Annotated in this window: 22 protein-coding genes; 9 read left to right on the top strand and 13 right to left on the bottom strand. The window is 62.7% G+C overall.

All coding sequences use genetic code 11. The features are described from left to right. The first annotated feature begins 73 nt into the window (after positions 1-73). The 3 genes from NKJ08_RS02820 (at position 74) to NKJ08_RS02810 (ending at position 1,753) form a co-directional block, all read left to right on the top strand. Entirely contained in the window at positions 74-832 is a 759-nt protein-coding gene (locus NKJ08_RS02820) for a transglycosylase domain-containing protein (protein ID WP_352522788.1), read from the top strand. Positions 833-971: 139 nt separating this feature from the next. Beyond that, positions 972-1,154: a 50S ribosomal protein L32 gene (gene rpmF, locus NKJ08_RS02815; protein WP_006203806.1), complete on the top strand. Its 183-nt coding sequence runs from the start codon at positions 972-974 to the stop codon at positions 1,152-1,154. Between the two features lie 197 nt (positions 1,155-1,351). After that, on the top strand, positions 1,352-1,753 hold the full coding sequence (locus NKJ08_RS02810) for a hypothetical protein (protein WP_352522789.1): 402 nt from the start codon (positions 1,352-1,354) through the stop codon (positions 1,751-1,753). 10 nt (positions 1,754-1,763) lie between these two features. On the opposite strand, the gene NKJ08_RS02805 is transcribed toward NKJ08_RS02810, so the two are convergent. From NKJ08_RS02805 to NKJ08_RS02795, 3 genes are all read right to left on the bottom strand, one after another. After that, positions 1,764-2,195 (bottom strand): GlcG/HbpS family heme-binding protein, encoded by a 432-nt coding sequence (locus NKJ08_RS02805; RefSeq protein ID WP_352522790.1) that lies wholly within the window; start codon positions 2,193-2,195, stop codon positions 1,764-1,766. 100 nt (positions 2,196-2,295) lie between these two features. Continuing rightward, positions 2,296-2,526, bottom strand: a complete 231-nt coding sequence (locus NKJ08_RS02800) for a hypothetical protein (protein ID WP_023678501.1) — start codon at positions 2,524-2,526, stop codon at positions 2,296-2,298. A gap of 77 nt (positions 2,527-2,603) precedes the next feature. Beyond that, complete coding sequence (locus NKJ08_RS02795; RefSeq protein ID WP_352781185.1) at positions 2,604-3,128, bottom strand: winged helix-turn-helix transcriptional regulator; 525 nt, start codon at positions 3,126-3,128, stop codon at positions 2,604-2,606. Positions 3,129-3,225: 97 nt separating this feature from the next. On the opposite strand from NKJ08_RS02795, the gene NKJ08_RS02790 reads away from it, so the two are divergent. Next, entirely contained in the window at positions 3,226-4,068 is an 843-nt protein-coding gene (locus tag NKJ08_RS02790) for an alpha/beta fold hydrolase (protein ID WP_352522792.1), read from the top strand. A gap of 61 nt (positions 4,069-4,129) precedes the next feature. After that, a complete protein-coding gene (locus tag NKJ08_RS02785; protein WP_352522793.1) occupies positions 4,130-4,786 on the top strand; it encodes a glutathione S-transferase family protein in 657 nt (218 codons plus the stop codon). A gap of 42 nt (positions 4,787-4,828) precedes the next feature. Here NKJ08_RS02785 and NKJ08_RS02780 read toward each other — a convergent pair whose 3' ends face one another. The 3 genes from NKJ08_RS02780 to NKJ08_RS02770 form a co-directional block, all read right to left on the bottom strand. Then, positions 4,829-5,116, bottom strand: a complete 288-nt coding sequence (locus NKJ08_RS02780; protein ID WP_352522794.1) for an ArsR/SmtB family transcription factor — start codon at positions 5,114-5,116, stop codon at positions 4,829-4,831. A 31-nt stretch (positions 5,117-5,147) separates the two neighbouring features. Beyond that, positions 5,148-6,395, bottom strand: coding sequence for an MFS transporter (locus NKJ08_RS02775; protein ID WP_352522795.1), 1,248 nt, complete (start codon positions 6,393-6,395; stop codon positions 5,148-5,150). 96 nt (positions 6,396-6,491) lie between these two features. After that, on the bottom strand, positions 6,492-6,686 hold the full coding sequence (locus NKJ08_RS02770) for a DUF1192 domain-containing protein (protein ID WP_023678495.1): 195 nt from the start codon (positions 6,684-6,686) through the stop codon (positions 6,492-6,494). Between the two features lie 108 nt (positions 6,687-6,794). Between NKJ08_RS02770 and NKJ08_RS02765 the strand changes: the two genes are divergently transcribed. From NKJ08_RS02765 to NKJ08_RS02755, 3 genes are all read left to right on the top strand, one after another. Further along, on the top strand, positions 6,795-7,805 hold the full coding sequence (locus NKJ08_RS02765) for an NAD(P)H-quinone oxidoreductase (protein WP_352522796.1): 1,011 nt from the start codon (positions 6,795-6,797) through the stop codon (positions 7,803-7,805). Between the two features lie 132 nt (positions 7,806-7,937). After that, positions 7,938-8,078 (top strand): DUF1127 domain-containing protein, encoded by a 141-nt coding sequence (locus NKJ08_RS02760; protein WP_023720976.1) that lies wholly within the window; start codon positions 7,938-7,940, stop codon positions 8,076-8,078. A 357-nt stretch (positions 8,079-8,435) separates the two neighbouring features. Continuing rightward, positions 8,436-9,131: a DUF1013 domain-containing protein gene (locus tag NKJ08_RS02755; RefSeq protein WP_352522797.1), complete on the top strand. Its 696-nt coding sequence runs from the start codon at positions 8,436-8,438 to the stop codon at positions 9,129-9,131. 59 nt (positions 9,132-9,190) lie between these two features. Here the strand turns inward: NKJ08_RS02755 and NKJ08_RS02750 are convergent, their stop codons facing one another. The 3 genes from NKJ08_RS02750 to NKJ08_RS02740 form a co-directional block, all read right to left on the bottom strand. Next, a complete protein-coding gene (locus NKJ08_RS02750; RefSeq protein ID WP_023678491.1) occupies positions 9,191-9,910 on the bottom strand; it encodes a helix-turn-helix transcriptional regulator in 720 nt (239 codons plus the stop codon). A gap of 18 nt (positions 9,911-9,928) precedes the next feature. Next, positions 9,929-10,336: a hypothetical protein gene (locus NKJ08_RS02745; protein WP_352522798.1), complete on the bottom strand. Its 408-nt coding sequence runs from the start codon at positions 10,334-10,336 to the stop codon at positions 9,929-9,931. A 142-nt stretch (positions 10,337-10,478) separates the two neighbouring features. Continuing rightward, positions 10,479-10,646, bottom strand: a complete 168-nt coding sequence (locus NKJ08_RS02740; RefSeq protein WP_254816537.1) for a hypothetical protein — start codon at positions 10,644-10,646, stop codon at positions 10,479-10,481. 204 nt (positions 10,647-10,850) lie between these two features. On the opposite strand from NKJ08_RS02740, the gene NKJ08_RS02735 reads away from it, so the two are divergent. Then, complete coding sequence (locus NKJ08_RS02735) at positions 10,851-11,012, top strand: hypothetical protein (RefSeq protein ID WP_352522799.1); 162 nt, start codon at positions 10,851-10,853, stop codon at positions 11,010-11,012. 13 nt (positions 11,013-11,025) lie between these two features. On the opposite strand, the gene NKJ08_RS02730 is transcribed toward NKJ08_RS02735, so the two are convergent. The 4 genes from NKJ08_RS02730 to NKJ08_RS02715 form a co-directional block, all read right to left on the bottom strand. After that, positions 11,026-11,757, bottom strand: a complete 732-nt coding sequence (locus NKJ08_RS02730; protein ID WP_352522800.1) for an SGNH/GDSL hydrolase family protein — start codon at positions 11,755-11,757, stop codon at positions 11,026-11,028. Positions 11,758-11,841: 84 nt separating this feature from the next. Next, a complete protein-coding gene (locus tag NKJ08_RS02725; RefSeq protein ID WP_352522801.1) occupies positions 11,842-12,579 on the bottom strand; it encodes a DUF899 domain-containing protein in 738 nt (245 codons plus the stop codon). A gap of 147 nt (positions 12,580-12,726) precedes the next feature. After that, positions 12,727-13,752, bottom strand: a complete 1,026-nt coding sequence (locus tag NKJ08_RS02720; RefSeq protein WP_352522802.1) for a class I fructose-bisphosphate aldolase — start codon at positions 13,750-13,752, stop codon at positions 12,727-12,729. Positions 13,753-13,892: 140 nt separating this feature from the next. Beyond that, a complete protein-coding gene (locus NKJ08_RS02715) occupies positions 13,893-15,089 on the bottom strand; it encodes a phosphoglycerate kinase (protein WP_352522803.1) in 1,197 nt (398 codons plus the stop codon). Positions 15,090-15,319 lie beyond the last annotated feature (230 nt).

The following is a 15,319-nucleotide window of genomic DNA, read 5'->3' as shown; positions in this document are numbered from 1 at the left end:
GGAGCGGTAGCCGACACTCAGACGTTGCGCAAGAAGCCAAGCGCCATTATGCCGGGGCAGGGAGTAGCGCGGATTGGGTAGTTTGGCGGAACCGATCGTCGATCACGAAACCGAAGGGTTGGACATGGCGAGACCGAGACGCGGCAGCCGCATCGGTCTTCAACGCTGGGTCCGGCGCGGCATCGCCGTCGCCACCGTGCTGGCGCTGGTGCCGGTGGTGCTGACCTTCCTGTACCTGCCGTCATTCGTGCATCCGGTGTCGACATTGATGCTGAAGGACCTGGCGACGTTTTCGGGCTACGATCGGCGCTGGGTTTCTATCGACGATGTCGCGCCGGTGCTGGCATATTCGGTCATCATGTCGGAGGACGGGCAGTTCTGTTTCCATCGCGGCGTCGATCTAGGCGAGTTGCGCGGCGTCGTCGACGATGCGCTCGCCGGCGAGATGACGCGTGGCGCCTCGACCATCACCATGCAGACGGTAAAGAACCTTTATCTATGGTCGCGGCCCCTGGGCTCGGTCCGTAAGGTCGTCGAACTGCCGCTGGCCGTCTATTTCGATGCGGTGCTGTCGAAACGGCGGATCATGGAGATCTACCTCAACATCGCCGAATGGGGGCCGGGCATCTACGGCATCGAGGCCGCCGCCCAGCACCATTTCGGCGTCTCAGCAAAACAGCTGTCGCGCCGGCAGGCAGCACTGCTTGCAGTCGCCTTGCCGAACCCGATCGCGCGCAATCCGGCGAAGCCCGGGCCGGGACTGAGGCGGCTTGCCGCGTTGATCGAACGGCGCGCGGGCCGGGCCGGCGCCTATGTCGGTTGCCTGCGATAGTGTCAAAAAAAATCACGGCGACGCTGGCCAAAACGCCGTCAGGCGTGTATAGGCACCCGACTTTCTCAGATTCCGGCCCCTGATGTGGCCCTTTCACGAGGGCAGCGGGGGCGTTTTGACCATGTAGTGGAGCATATCCATGGCCGTTCCGAAACGAAAAACCTCTCCGTCGAAGCGTGGCATGCGCCGTTCGGCCGACGCACTGAAGGCCCCGACATATGTCGAGGACAAGAACTCCGGCGAGATGCGCCGTCCGCACCATATCGACCTGAAGACCGGTATGTATCGCGGTCGCCAGGTTCTGGAGCCGAAGGAAAGCTGAGAGAGCTTTCGACGGTTTATGATTGCAAAGACCGGCCACTGGCCGGGCTTTTTGCGTTTGTGACCACTGATCATATCGGCCGGGGGCTGACATTGTTGTTTCACGCCGTCTTTGTCCGTGTTTGCGGGCCGCACGAAAATTCTTGACGGCGAACGCCGCGGGCATTCTACAAAGATCAGTCCAACCGGAGCCGCCACATGTTCGGTGCCATTCCGCTGCTGATCGTGCCTTTCATCCTCTACAATCTCGGGCTTCTGGGAATATTCGGCAGCGGCGACGATCCGTGGGCGACCGAAATGTTTTCGGTCCGGATGATGTCGGGCGGGGTGTTCTCGATGACCCTCGGCGATCTCATCGTGTTGATCGCACTGATCTTCTTGTTCGTCGAAGTGGTGAAGTCGACGCGAACAACGAACGCCTCGATCATGGACCACCTTTTGTCGACCTTCGTTTTCGTGGCGTATCTGGTCGAGTTCCTGCTGGTGAAGGGCGCCGCCCATACCGTCTTCTTCACGCTGATGGTTATAGCACTGATCGACGTGCTGGCCGGCTTTTCGGTGTCGATGCGGTCGGCCAGCCGCGACATCAACATGAATTAAAAGCCTTGGCTCAGCCTGGATCGGCGCTGAAGCCGGCCGCCTCAATGCCGGCGATGGCAGCTGCCTCGTCATTGTCCGACGTGTCGCCGGAAATCCCGACGGCGCCGATGACAGCGCCGGCTTTGTCGCGGATCAGCACGCCACCGACGACCGGCAGGACGCGCCCGCCCGACACGTCGGAAACGCCGGCGATCAGATGGGGGCGCTCCTTGGCGAAGGCTTCCACCCGGCGCGAGCCCATGCCGATAGCGAGCGCGCCATAGGCCTTGCCGGCCGACATTTGCGGACGCAGGAACGAGGCGCCGTCCTGACGCTGGAACGCGACCAGATGGGCGCCGGCATCGAGCACCGAGACGCCCAGCGGCCTGAGCTTGAGCTCAGCACCCCTGGCGAAGGCAGCATCGATGATCTCAATGGCTTTATCGAGCGTCAGTTCGGTCATGGCAGTCTCCTAAACGCATCAGTCATCGACCGGCAGAACAGATCCCAGTGAAACTGTTTCGCGTACGAAAGGAAGCTATGCGTTCTGGGGAGCGCCGGGCCTACTTCTTCTTGGCGCGAGGCTTCTTCACCGGGGCCGGAGGCGCATTGGCCAGGTCTTCCGCTTCCTTGGCGAGGCGCAGCGCCCGCAGCTTGTTGGTTTTGGCCTGGCGAGCGTCGCTCTCGGCGACATATTCCGCCATCGCCTTCTGGCGAACCGTAGCTGCCTCTTCCTGTTTCTTGAAACGCAAATCGGCCCGCGCACGGGCAGTATCCTTAGAGTTCTCGACCAAGAGCGTTATCCAATCCCGTGAATTATTTTCAGCCCCCTTGATAGCAGAGCCAGCCCTTAATTGGGAAAATAAGTTGATCACGGCGCCGGATCGCAGCCAACTCGCTGCGCCTTGCGGGCGATCACCGCATCGTATCCGGCCTGCAAGGTCGCACGGACGGTGGGTCCAGATGGCGCGGGAGACGTGCCCAGATGCTCGTGGCGCAGCTCGTTCATGAACTGCTCCCACATCGGCGGGCCGCCTTTTTCCAGAAGCTCGGCACGGATCGAGAGCTCGTCGCTAACCGGCAGCCAGACGCGGCCCCAGGCGCCGAGATGCGCCAGGATCGGCACCAGCGTGATCGCCATTTCAGTCAGGCTGTAGATCGCCTTCTGCTTGTGGGAGGGATCGTCCGCCTTGGTCAGCATACCGAGCTCCATCAGCCGCTTCAGCCGGTCGGCGAGGATGTTGGAGGCAATGCCCTCCACCGAGCCGTTGAGCAACTCGCGAAAGTGGCGTCTGCCGCCGAAGATGATGTCGCGAAGGATGATCAGGCTCCACCGGTCGCCGAACACTTCGAGCGACAGGTTGATCGGGCATCGGGACCGGCGATCGATGTTCATGCGAATCTCCAAAAACCGGTTGCATTATCGTATCGGTTTTAATATCGTGCAACTGATTGCAAAATGCAATCGGATTCGGAGCGCAAGGAGGAAAGCCGTGAGAAATGCGAAACAACCCGAAATCGTGTCCCAGACATTCGGCGATCCGGCACATCCGGCGGTACTGTTGATCATGGGCGCCATGGCTTCCATGCTTTGGTGGCCGGAAGCGTTTTGCCGGAAGCTGGCCGGCGAAGGTCGCTTCGTGATCCGCTACGACAATCGCGATACCGGCCGTTCGACCAAATACGCACCGGGCGAGCCGCCTTATACATTCGACGACATGGCAGGCGATGCCATCCGCGTCCTTGACGACCATGGAATCCGAAAGGCGCATGTGGTCGGCATGTCGATGGGCGGCATGATCGCGCAGCTCGCTGCGTTGAAATACCCGTCGCGTGTCATTTCGCTTACGGTGATCAGCAGCTCGCCCTTAGGCATCGATACGTCGCATCTGCCCGGAACCACCGAGGCCTATAGGATGCATTCGGCCGAGGGCGCGAAGGTCGACTGGTCGGACCGCCGCCAGGCGATCGATTTCATCGTCAAAGACGCGCGTGCGCTCGCCGGCACCGCGCATACCTTCGACGAGCAGCGAACGCGGGCTTTCGTCGAACAGGATTACGACCGGTCCGGTGGTTTTCTAAGCGCGACCAATCATTTCATGCTCAAGGGCGGCGGGCAGGACTGGAAGGGGCGGCTGCGCGATATGAAGACCCCGCTCCTCGTTGTCCACGGCACCGACGATCCGATCTTTCCGGTCGAGCATGGCGCTGCTCTGGCCGACGCGGTCGCCGGCGCAAGGCTGGTCCGGATCGAGGGCGGCGGCCACGAGCTGCATCCCGATGATTGGGCCGCGATCGTCGATGCCATCGTCACCCACAGCCAAGGCAGTAAATAGCGGGCCGAACCCGGACATCGGATGTCCGCGAGACGAACCACCAAAGGAACGAGCAAAAACAATGTCCCTGACGATGCATTTTCATCCGCTGGCCTCCTTCTGCTGGAAGCCACTGATCGCGCTCTATGAGAACGGCACGCCATTCACATCGGTCGTCGTCGACCTCGGCAATGAACAGTCGCGCGCCGCGTTCCTGAAATTATGGCCGGCCGGCAAGATGCCGGTGCTGCGCGATGATGCGCTGGGCCGGACCGTGCCGGAATCGACGATCGTCATCGAATATCTCAACGCGTATTATCCCGGACCGGTCGAGCTGATCCCCGCCGATGTCGATCTCGCCCGCCAGACCCGGCTTGCCGACCGCTTCTATGACTTCTACGTCCAGGAACCGATGCAGAAGATCGTCGTCGACCGCCTGCGGCCGGAAGGCAAGACCGATCCGTTCGGCGTCGAGGAGGCACGCGCCCAACTGCGCAGCTCCTACGCCATCATCGAACAGGACATGCAGTCGCGGACATGGGCGGTGGGCACGAGCTTCACCATGGCCGATTGCGCCGCCGCCCCGGCGCTGTTCTACGCCAACAAGGTCGAGCCGTTCGGCGACAGATATCCCGCGGTGAGACGCTATCACGACCGGTTGTTGCGGCGCCCGTCGGTTGCCCGTGTGATCGAGGAAGCGCAGCCTTATTTCAAGCTCTTCCCCTACAACAATGGCTAGGCCCGATGCTGCATGAGCTGCTCGACGCGCTGACGACACCTCTCAGCTTCCGGGTGTACCGAGCTGCTCCGCATCCCAGAACTGGTCGAGCCAGATGTTGAGCTTCAGAAAGCCGGCATTGCTGACCGTATAGACGCGCCTGGTGCCTTCCGGCTTGGCGTTGACCAGCCCGGCATCAAGCAGCACCTTCAGGTGCTGCGAAACGGCCGGACGGGACACCGGCAAGCCGGAGGCCAGTTCGTTGACGGTCTTCGGTCCGCGCCGGAGCTCTTCCAAGAGATAGCGCCGGTTGGGATCGGCAATCGCCATGAAGGCGTCGGAAAGCATCATGCCTTATTTGTGGGGCAAAGCGTCTCGAATCTCAACCGTCGGTTTCAGCTTTTCTGCGCGGGTCGAGCCGTAACGCTTCCGGCGTCACCGAGCGGTCGGCCGGCTGGGTCTTGAAGGCATCGCGGCCTTCGATCGGCACCGGCGCGCGACGGCTGATGCGCAGCAGCGTGTAGCCGGCCAGGCAGAGATGCGCGAGCGCAGTAGCCAGGAACAGCCCCTCGGGACGCATCCAGCCCATCAGGCCGGCGGCCAGCAGCGGACCGATCATCGTGCCAAAGCCATAAAGCAGCAGCAGGCCGCCCGACACTTTGACGAAATCTTCCGATCGGGCATGGTCGTTGGCATGCGCCACCGCGATCGAATAGAGCGTGTAGGCGAAGGCGCCGTAGGCGGCGGTGCAGACGATGACGAAGACGCCGGAGCGCGGTTCGAACAGGAAGATGGCGATGGCGAACAGCGCAGCGCCGAACGCCGCGCCCGCCAGCACGAAACGACGGTCCGTCGTGTCGGAGAGCCGCCCGGCCGGAAGCTGCATGGCGGCGCCGGCAATGACCACGAGGCTCATCATCAGCGCGATCTCGGCCGTCGAGATGCCGATGCGAGCTCCGTAGACGGCACCAAGTGTACCCCAGGCGCCGTTGGCGATGCCGATCAGCACGCAGGCGATCGCCGAGACCGGTGAATTGACATAGAGCCCTTTGACGTCGAGCGACACGTCCTGCAGCGGCTTGGGGTGCGACGCCGTCGAGACCGCCGTCGGGATCAGCGACAGGCAGAACAGAATCCCGGTGATCATGAACAGCGAGGCCGACTTCACATCGCCGCCGGCAACGATCATCTGACCGCCCATGATCGAGGCATAGGTGACCATCATATAGAGGCCGAAGACGGTACCGCGGTTTTCGTTGGTGGCCTTCTCGTTCAGCCAGCTTTCGATGACCATGAAGGCGCCGGCCATGGTGAAGCCGGTGAAGGCCCGCAGCAGGATCCAGGTATATTCGTCAATGATCAGGCCGGTGAGCAGCGCGACGATCGCTCCCGACGCGGCAAAGGCGCCGAAAGCCCTGACATGACCGGCACGGCGCACGATGCGCGGCGCAAAGAAGCAGCCGGTGACAAAGCCGCCGGCCCAGGCTGTGCCCATCAGGCCGAGTGATGCCGTCGAGAAGCCTTCCAATTGGCCGCGCAACGGCAGCAGCAGCCCGTGCAGTCCGGATGCCGCAAGGAGGAACGCGGTGCCGCGCAGCAGCGAGAGGATCGGTCTGTAGCTTGCGAACATTTTTCAATCCGGCTGGAGTTCGGGGCACAGGTCTGGAGACAGCCGCATTCGGGCTTTTCGGCGGCATGCCCCAGCTTTTGGAATTACTCTCAGAAACTATCCGCGGCGAAACAGCGCCTCTGCCGCCGACTTGGTGGAGCCCTTGGTCTTGAGCTCGGCTTCCAGCCGCGCAATCTCGTCGCGCAGGATGCCGATCCGTTCGGACAATTCATCGACGGAAAGCAGCGACAAATCCTGGCCGATCTCGTGCGGGCGCGCTTTTTTCTTGGGTTCGTCGTCGAAGATCGCCATCGTCGCTCCTCCGTGCCCATTTGCCTGATTTGCCAATGAGCATACATAGGGCAACGGCGCTGATGCAAATAGCCGGCAAGAAATCGGCGAAATACGACGGGACAATTCATGGTGAGCGGACAGAAAATTCCGGCGAAGATGACGGCGATCGCAATCTCGGAACCCGGCGGGCCGAGAGTGCTGAAACCGGAAATGCGCGACGTGCCGGTACCCGGCCCCGGCGAGATCCTGATCCGGGTGCGTGCCGCCGGTGTCAATCGGCCGGACATACAGCAGCGCAAGGGCGCCTACCCGCCGCCCCCCGGAGCATCAGATCTGCCGGGCCTCGAAGCGGCGGGCGAAGTCGCCGCCCTTGGTGACGAGATATCGCGCTGGCGCGTCGGCGACCGGGTCTGCGCGCTGACGCCGGGCGGCAGCTATGCCGAATATGTCAAAGTCCACGCCGGCAGCGTGCTGCCGCTGCCCGCCGGCTTTACCCACACCGAAGCGGCGGCAGTGCCCGAAAACTACTTCACCGTCTGGCACAATGTGTTCGAGCGCGGCGGCCTGAAGAGCGGCGAGACGCTGCTCGTCCATGGCGGCTCCTCCGGCATCGGCACCACCGCGATCCAGCTTGCTTCCGCATTCGGCGCCTATGTCGTCACCACCGCCGGCAGCCAGGAGAAGTGCGACGCATGCCTGAAGCTCGGCGCCGACCGGGCGATCAACTATCGCCAGGAGGATTTCGTCGCCGCGGTCAAGGAAGCAACCGCTGGCCGCGGCGCCAACGTCATCCTCGACATGGTCGGCGGCGACTATGTGGCGCGAAACCACGAGGCCGCGGCTTTCGAAGGCCGCATCGTCCAGATCGCCACGCAGGCCGGGGCGGTGGCCAGCGCCGATTTCTCGAAGATCATGGTCAAGCGGCTCATCCATACCGGTTCGACGCTGAGGCCACGCACCGTCGAGTTCAAGGCGGCAATCGCCGCCGCGCTGGAGGCGCAGGTGTGGCCGCTGCTCGGCACCCGCAAGGTGGCACCCGTCATGGACATGATCTTCCCGCTCAAGGAAGCCTGGCGGGCGCATGAGCGGATGGAGGACGGTGAGCATATCGGCAAGATCGTGCTCGATGTCGCCTGACGGCCGGCAAACAGACTGAACGAAAGCTTAATTGTGCAATGCAACAAACGCATTGCGGCCATGCAAAAGCGTCTGTTCAATTTTTCATCGCCGATGCCTATTTGAGTGGCATCGAAACGATGGAGGACTACCATGAACCCGATCCGCGCTTTCCGTAACTGGCGCATGTACAATGAAACCGTGCGCGAACTGAACCGGCTGAACGCTCGTCAGCTCAACGACCTCGGCATCAACCGCGGCGACATCGAGAGAATCGCCCGCCAAGGGCTTTGATCTCGAGCATGATCTCGCCCGACGACCGGGCGCTGCTTTTCTGCAGCGCCGAGTCGCGGTTCGGGATCAAGCCTTAGAAGCCAGAGCCGCCGCAGACGGATTTCCGTCGCCGGTTCCGAGCCCGCCTGACCTTGGTCCGGCGGGCTTTGTCTTTTTTGAAGCTTTCGACCGCATCGCTTCAGTGCGTCCCGACCCTTGGCGGTCTGCTGGTCGCTGCGCTGAGGTCCTTGACGCGCGTCTCCCAAAAACATTGCGAAACGGCGAGGGAGCGGTTATATAGGCCACGATTTTCCCATTTTTGGTGGCTCTAAACCACCGCCCGCGCGGGAACGCGGGCGAACGAGAAGGATTTTTGTAATGGCCAATACGCTGCTGATGCCAAAGGCGACCGCCGTCTGGCTGGTTGACAACACAGCGCTCTCCTTCGAGCAGATTGCGCAGTTCTGCGGACTGCATCCGCTTGAGGTCAAGGCGATCGCCGACGGCGAGGCGGCGCAAGGCATCAAGGGCATGGACCCGATCATGACCGGCCAGCTCACTCGCGACGAGATCGCGCGCGCCGAGAAGGACCCGAACCACCGGCTGAAGCTCTCCGATCCCAAGGTGCGGGTGCCGGAATCCAAGCGCAAGGGTCCGCGCTACACGCCGCTGTCGAAGCGCCAGGACCGGCCCAACGCCATCCTCTGGCTGGTGCGCAACCATCCCGAGTTGAAGGATGCGCAGATTGCCCGCCTCGTCGGCACGACGAAGTCGACGATCGACCAGATCCGCGACAGAAAGCACTGGAACTCCGCCAATCTCCAGCCGATGGATCCGGTGACGCTCGGCCTGACGTCGCAGATCGACCTCGACATGGAAATCAACCGCGCCTCGCGCGGCCGCGAGCAGGCCCAGCCGGCCGGCGATACGCTGCTGCCGGCGGCCTTGACCGAACGGCTGGTGCCGGCGCCGGAAAAGCCGAAGGACGAGGACCGCGAACTCGACGCCAACGCCGTCTTCGCCAAGCTTTCGGCGCTGAAGTCGAAGGACAAGGACGCCGACGAAGAGGAGTAGGGTCTCGCATCCAAAACAAAAAGCCCGCTTTCAAGCGGGCTTTTTTGTGATCTCCCGTGTCAGCTTCGCGCCGCCCGGTCGGGCGCCATGCCGTAGTCCTCGCTGCGTTCCACCGCGCGGTAGAAATCGGCGAGCTGCTTGCCGCGCTCCGGCTTGAAGGTGCGACCGGCGATGACCACCGAGGCGATGCGGTCGATGCGGAAGGCGCGGAAATCGCCGCGCATCTCGCACCAGGCGACCAGCGTCCACACCTTACCCCAGAACCACAGGCCAAGCGGGCGGATGTCGCGCGCGGTGCTGCGGCCGGCCTCATCCGAATAGTCGATGGTCAGCACCTGACGTTTCTCGATGGACCGCTCGATCAGGTCGATGGCTTCGCGGGCGGCATCGCTTACCACCCACATCGGCGTGTGGATCTCGGTACGGGCGATCCTGTCCTTTTCGGCGTCGGGCAACACGGCGCCTATTTTGACCAGCGCCTCGTCGGCGGCTCGCGCCATGGCCGCGCCGCCAAAGGCGCGCACCATGCGGGCGCCGGCGACCAGGGCGACGATCTCGTCACGCGTGAACATCAGCGGCGGAAGGTCGAAACCCTCCCTCATCATATAGCCGACACCAGCCTCGCCGTCGATCGGCACGCCGGTCGACTGCAAGTCGGCGATGTCGCGATAGATGGTCCGCTCGGAAACCTCGAGCCATGTGCCCAGCTTCTGGGCGGTGACCAGACGGCCACCGCGCAGATGCTGCACGATCTGGAAGAGCCTGTCGGCGCGGCGCATCGTATGGTCCCTCGGCGTCTATTGTTCCAGCCCTTCGCGCTTGCGCTGCGCGGCGACGAAGGCCGCGCCGAAGGATAGTTTCCTCGTTGTCGGCGTGTCGGCGTCGAGCACCCGCCAGAACGGCGCAATGTCGCTCAGCGCCATGCCATGCTCAAGATCCTCGTTGGCGGCCTCGGCGACGGTGCGCAGATGATAACCGATGGTGACCGGACATGTCACCTCGGCACCGTGCTCGATGGCAAGCGCGGTGCGCAAAGCGCAATCATCCATGGCCATGCCTTCGGGGATGGAGCGGACGAATGCATCGACTTGGCGAGCTGTCGGAACCAGCATCGGTTGGCCTTCGACGACGTCAGCCATGGCGCGTGGCGACGGTTTTATGCCGTTGATGCCAGGCGTGTTCAGCCTGTCGTTCCAGCTTTTCATCGATCGCCCTCTCGGCCGTCCGTCTCTGACGGCCATCGCACTATGGCACGAGCCTCCTGACACCATCCTGTCAGGAGGCTTCAGCATGCCCACTTAAGCTCGTCGCCGGGCCGCATCCAAACGCCGTGCAGAAAAGACTGCCTCAATTGCCGCCATTGCGGCGGTCGCCATACATGTCCGGCCAGCCAATGTCCTTACGGATGTCCGCCGGCAGGGTATTCATGAAACGCTGTGTGCGGATCTCGTTGCGCATCGTCCGGATCTTGCCGACATAGTGCTGCACGCTGCGCAGAATGGTAAAACCGTTCATGGCTGGTCTCCTCTCTTTCGATGGAGACACTATCGCACACCCCTGCTGACAACAGTCTGTCAGGAGGGTGCGGCTCTCATGACCGGCGTTCCGATTTGTCCGCCGAAGTGATCAGGCAGCGCTGAAAAAAGAGGCTTGCCGCAATGGAAAGATGGCGATCCCGGAGCGCTTTGACAGCCAGCCGCGATGCTGATCAAAGGCTGCATGTCGAAACTTCTCGCGCTCGTCATCATCGCCATGATGGTCATCCAGCTCATCAAGCCGCTCGGCTGGCTGGGGCTGAAGCGGCGCAGCGATTTCTGGAAGCTGGCGCTGCTGGCGATGGCGGCGATTTCGATAACGGCGGTGCTCGGGCATTGGACGTAGTGCCGACGGCCCATTACGCGACGCCGGGTTCGTTGGCGAGCACCAAGCCGACCAGATGTTCCGCCCAGGCTCGGTAGCCGGCTTCCGAAGCATGAAATCCATCCGACGCAAAGCCGGCCTCGGCATCGGTGATCGGCAGGCGGGGTGCCGGTATCGCGCCGCGCTCGAGGCAAAGACGCTCGCCCATCCGGTTCATCTCGACGGCGCGGATTTCGAGGATCTTGCCGAGCAGCGGCGGCATTGCCGGCGCCCGGGTGAACTCCAGCACCGGCGACCACACGACGCGCGCCTCCGGCCATTTGGCGCGCAGTGCGTAAAGCAGGCCGCCAAAATCGCGCTTGAAGCGCGGTACCGAATGAAAATTCTTGGCGTCGTTGGTGCCGATGGCGAGCACGATGTGCGTCCACGGATCGGCCGACAGATTGGGCAGCACATGGTCGCGGATCTGGCCTGAGGTTGCCGAGTTGAAGCCGGCTGCCCGCCAGCGCACGGCGCGGCCGGTGCGTTGCGCAATCAGAACGGCCAGTTGCGCAGCCAATCCGTTTTCGGAATGGCCGATGCCAACCGATGCGGCGGAGGAATCACCAAGCACCAGAAGCGAAATTGCCGGCGCCTGGCCTGATATCTCGTGGATGACCGGACCTTGTGCCGGCAGCATGCGGGTGGTGCGGCGACGCACGCCAAGCCCTTGCCAGACATAGACCGGAAAGGCGAGCCAGGTGAGAAGGGTCGGAAAGCGCCGCATGGCAAGTCCCTTTAGGGCATAGCGAACAGCACTTAGCGCATGTTGCACTGAAGGTGAACGACCTTGCAGCGACAGCCTGTCCCCTCAATGGCAGCAGTCATGCGTCCCGGACCGGTCTTCATATTCGTCATGCAGCCGCACCCAGTCACCAAGACTATGATGTGGGCCGGTTTCGTTGCGACCTTTCGGTGTCAAGTCGAGATAGTGATAGGCGCCGATCAGCGGATCGCCGCCCCTGGAGCGCGAGACGAAGGTCAGGAAGATGTCGCCTTTCTCGTCGCGATAGAACACGCTGGTGCCGGGAAGATCCTTCGATTGCCGCGCACGCCGCTCGAAATTGTAGGTCGTGTCGCCGGCTGCGATCTGCTTGTCGGTGAATGAAACCTGCATGTCGAAGTTGAAATCCGAGGCGTAGGACGACACCCAGTCGAATTTCCAGCCCATGCGCTGCTTGTAGGGCAGCAATTCGGCCAATGGCGCCCGCGCCACCACGACAAGTGAGACATCGTGATGCCTGAGATGCTGGTTGGCGCCATCGATGTGGTCGGCAAGGAACGAGCAACCCTCGCAACGATAATCGGCGCCCGGCCCGAACATGAAATGGTAGACGATCAGCTGGCTGTTGCCGCCAAACAGGTCGGGCAGTTTCTTTGGCCCTTGCTCGGTCTCGAAGACGTAGTCCTTGCGGATCTTCAGCCACGGCAATTCGCGACGTTCGGCGGCGATGCGATCGCGAAAGCGCGTCAATTCTTTTTCGCGCGCTAGATGTGCCTTGTGCGCCTGAAACCAGTCTTCCTGCGACACGGTCTTGTTGTTCGGCATAGGTCTGCTCCTCTTTTCACGGAGGACGTTCGGCAGCGACGCATGCCGACACAGAGCTGCATTTAGTTGCAAGTAATTGCAGCCCTTGCTGCTTTCGAACAAAACCCGGGCACGCGGCCCGGGATCGAGGAACCAAGACGGATTCGGTCAGGCGGCTTGCTCCAGCGTCGGCTGCCATTGTCCAAGCGCTGCCAAATGGTTCATGTGGGCACGATGGGCGAAGGCGGCCTGGGCGGCGGCGACATTTGCCGCCTTGCCGCTCCAGGCCTTCTGCGGGGCGGCCTGCAAGGCGCGGCCGTAGGAGAAGGTCAGCGTCCAAGGATGCGGGCCGATGGCGTTGATGGCATTGAGGTTGGCGGTCGCCTGCTCGTCCGTTTGTCCGCCCGACAGGAAGGCGATGCCTCCAATCGCGGCCGGCACCGTCTCGCGGAACAGTTTTATCGTCTTTTCGGCGACTTCGTCGGGGCTGCTGACCTTGCCCGATTTCTTGCCTGCGAGGATCATGTTCGGTTTCAGGATGGTGCCTTCGAGGACGACGCGAGCCGCATAGAGCTCGGTGTACAGCTTTGTCAGCGTTGCCTTGCTGATCTCGTAGCAGATATCGATGTCGTGGGCGCCGTCCATCAGCACCTCCGGCTCGACGATCGGCACGATGCCAGCCTCCTGGCAGAGCGCGGCGTAACGGGCGAGCGCATGGGCGTTCGAGCCGATCGAGGTGGCGGAAGGCACCCCCTTGGCAACATCGATGTCGATCACCGCGCGCCATTTGGCGAAGCGGGCGCCGAGCTTGTAGTACTCGGCGAGGCGTTCGCGCAGGCCGTCGAGGCCCTCGGTGATGGTGTCGCCGGGGAAGCCTGCCAGAGGCTTGGCGCCGGCATCGACCTTGATGCCGGGGATGGCGCCCGAAGCCTTGATGATGTCGACCAGCGGCGTGCCGTCGGCGGCATTCTGGTGGATGGTCTCGTCATAGAGGATGACGCCGGAAATATATTTGGTCATCGCATCGCTGGCGCGGAACATCATCTCGCGATAGTCGCGGCGGCTGTCGGCGGTCGACTCGACGCCGATGACGTCGAAGCGCTTCTTGATGGTGCCGGAGCTCTCGTCGGCGGCCAGCAGGCCCTTGCCGTCGGCCACCATCGCGGCGGCAATATCCTCGAGACGTTCGCTCATCGTGCTTCTCCTGAAACGGTTTGTCCGTCTCCAGCAGACCACTAGAGCAACGCAGGTTCAAGTCGAACGATTTCGTCGGGGAAGCGCGAATCGATTGAAAGTCGAAGGAACCTTCATTCGCAGCGTTGTTGCCGAGGCAATCAGCGCTTCAAGACGTCGACGCCGGGTAAGGGCTTGCCTTCCATCCATTCCAGGAAAGCGCCGCCGGCCGTCGAGACATAGGTGAAGTCGTCGGCGACGCCGGCATGGTTGAGCGCCGCCACCGTATCACCGCCACCGGCGACCGAGACCAGTCTGCCGGCCTTGGTGCGCGCCGCCGCGTGCCTGGCCGTCGCCACCGTCGCATGGTCGAACGGCTCGATCTCGAAGGCGCCGAGCGGCCCGTTCCAGACCAGCGTCGCGGCACGGTCGATCCATTCGGCAATGGTTTTCACGGTCTTCGCGCCGACATCGAGGATCATGCCGTCGGCCGGCACGTCGGCTATGGCGACGGTCTCGCTGGCGGCGCCGGCCTTGAACTCCCGGGCGACGACGCCGTCGACGGGCAGGATGATGGCGCAGCCGGCCTCAGCCGCCTCGATCATGATCTGCTTGGCGGTGGTCGCGAGATCATGCTCGCAGAGCGATTTCCCTACGTCGGTGCCGCGTGCCGCGAGAAACGTATTGGCCATGCCGCCGCCGATGACCAACGCGTCGACCTTCTTCACGAGGTTCATCAACAGGTCGATCTTGGTCGAGACCTTGGCCCCGCCGACGATGGCGACAACCGGGCGGACGGGATTGCCGAGGCCCTTTTCCAACGCGTCGAGCTCGGCCTGCATGGTGCGCCCGGCGAAAGCCGGCAACACATGCGCCAGTCCTTCCGTCGACGAATGGGCGCGGTGCGCAGCGGAGAAGGCGTCGTTGACGAAGATGTCGCCGTTAGCGGCGAGCTTTTCGGTGAAGGCCGGGTCGTTCTTCTCCTCGGCCTTGTAGAAGCGGGTGTTCTCGAGCAGAAGCACATCGCCGCTGTCCATGGCGGCGACGGCGCTCGCGGCCTTGTCGCCGATGCAGTCGGGGGCAAAGCCGACCGGGCGGCCGAGCACGTCCGCCGTCGCCTTGGCGATCGGCTCGAGCGAGAATTCCGGCGCCGGTCCATCTTTGGGACGGCCGAAATGCGCAAGCAGGATGACCTTGGCGCCCTTGCCGGACAGCTCGGCGATGGTCGGTGCAATGCGCTCGATGCGGGTGGCGTCGGTGACCTTGCCGTCAGTGACGGGAACGTTGAGGTCGACACGCACCAGCACACGCTTGCCGCTGATATCGCCGATGTCGTCGAGTGTCTTGAAGCCGGCCATGCTGATCCCTTTCGCGAAAAATCGCGGGGACCTTACCCCGCATCGACGACGATGCAAGACCTGCCTAAGGGTTCACGGAAAATATGATTCGCGTCTCGAAGATGAAGCGCCCACCGGGAGCGAGATGGGCAGCAATGGTGCGAAGCACCGCCGCTCGAACTTCTGACGTCAGAAACACCTGGAAGGCGTGTCCGGTCGTTAAGAAGGATGATCTTGGCGGCCATGTTTCC

Origin of the sequence: Mesorhizobium sp. M0244, from assembly GCF_040321795.1 — a bacterium.
GTDB lineage: Bacteria > Pseudomonadota > Alphaproteobacteria > Rhizobiales > Rhizobiaceae > Mesorhizobium.
The sequence above is the reverse complement of the archived record's forward strand: the minus strand, read 5'-3'. Positions and strand labels throughout refer to the sequence as shown.

Bases quoted from the DNA above. Each gene is read 5' to 3' on its own strand.
- NKJ08_RS02770 (WP_023678495.1), bottom strand. From the start codon at position 6,686: ATGGCGATCTTCGACGACGAACCCAAGAAAAAAGCGCGCCCGCACGAG.
- NKJ08_RS02795 (WP_352781185.1), bottom strand. From the start codon at position 3,128: ATGAACATCGATCGCCGGTCCCGATGCCCGATCAACCTGTCGCTCGAA.
- NKJ08_RS02755 (WP_352522797.1), top strand. From the start codon at position 8,436: ATGGCCAATACGCTGCTGATGCCAAAGGCGACCGCCGTCTGGCTGGTT.
- NKJ08_RS02805 (WP_352522790.1), bottom strand. From the start codon at position 2,195: ATGACCGAACTGACGCTCGATAAAGCCATTGAGATCATCGATGCTGCC.
- NKJ08_RS02760 (WP_023720976.1), top strand. From the start codon at position 7,938: ATGAACCCGATCCGCGCTTTCCGTAACTGGCGCATGTACAATGAAACC.
- NKJ08_RS02730 (WP_352522800.1), bottom strand. From the start codon at position 11,757: ATGCGGCGCTTTCCGACCCTTCTCACCTGGCTCGCCTTTCCGGTCTAT.
- NKJ08_RS02780 (WP_352522794.1), bottom strand. From the start codon at position 5,116: ATGATGCTTTCCGACGCCTTCATGGCGATTGCCGATCCCAACCGGCGC.
- NKJ08_RS02735 (WP_352522799.1), top strand. From the start codon at position 10,851: ATGTCGAAACTTCTCGCGCTCGTCATCATCGCCATGATGGTCATCCAG.
- NKJ08_RS02750 (WP_023678491.1), bottom strand. From the start codon at position 9,910: ATGCGCCGCGCCGACAGGCTCTTCCAGATCGTGCAGCATCTGCGCGGT.
- NKJ08_RS02745 (WP_352522798.1), bottom strand. From the start codon at position 10,336: ATGAAAAGCTGGAACGACAGGCTGAACACGCCTGGCATCAACGGCATA.
- NKJ08_RS02765 (WP_352522796.1), top strand. From the start codon at position 6,795: ATGGTGAGCGGACAGAAAATTCCGGCGAAGATGACGGCGATCGCAATC.
- NKJ08_RS02775 (WP_352522795.1), bottom strand. From the start codon at position 6,395: ATGTTCGCAAGCTACAGACCGATCCTCTCGCTGCTGCGCGGCACCGCG.
- NKJ08_RS02740 (WP_254816537.1), bottom strand. From the start codon at position 10,646: ATGAACGGTTTTACCATTCTGCGCAGCGTGCAGCACTATGTCGGCAAG.
- NKJ08_RS02785 (WP_352522793.1), top strand. From the start codon at position 4,130: ATGTCCCTGACGATGCATTTTCATCCGCTGGCCTCCTTCTGCTGGAAG.
- NKJ08_RS02725 (WP_352522801.1), bottom strand. From the start codon at position 12,579: ATGCCGAACAACAAGACCGTGTCGCAGGAAGACTGGTTTCAGGCGCAC.
- rpmF (WP_006203806.1), top strand. From the start codon at position 972: ATGGCCGTTCCGAAACGAAAAACCTCTCCGTCGAAGCGTGGCATGCGC.
- NKJ08_RS02715 (WP_352522803.1), bottom strand. From the start codon at position 15,089: ATGGCCGGCTTCAAGACACTCGACGACATCGGCGATATCAGCGGCAAG.
- NKJ08_RS02810 (WP_352522789.1), top strand. From the start codon at position 1,352: ATGTTCGGTGCCATTCCGCTGCTGATCGTGCCTTTCATCCTCTACAAT.
- NKJ08_RS02720 (WP_352522802.1), bottom strand. From the start codon at position 13,752: ATGAGCGAACGTCTCGAGGATATTGCCGCCGCGATGGTGGCCGACGGC.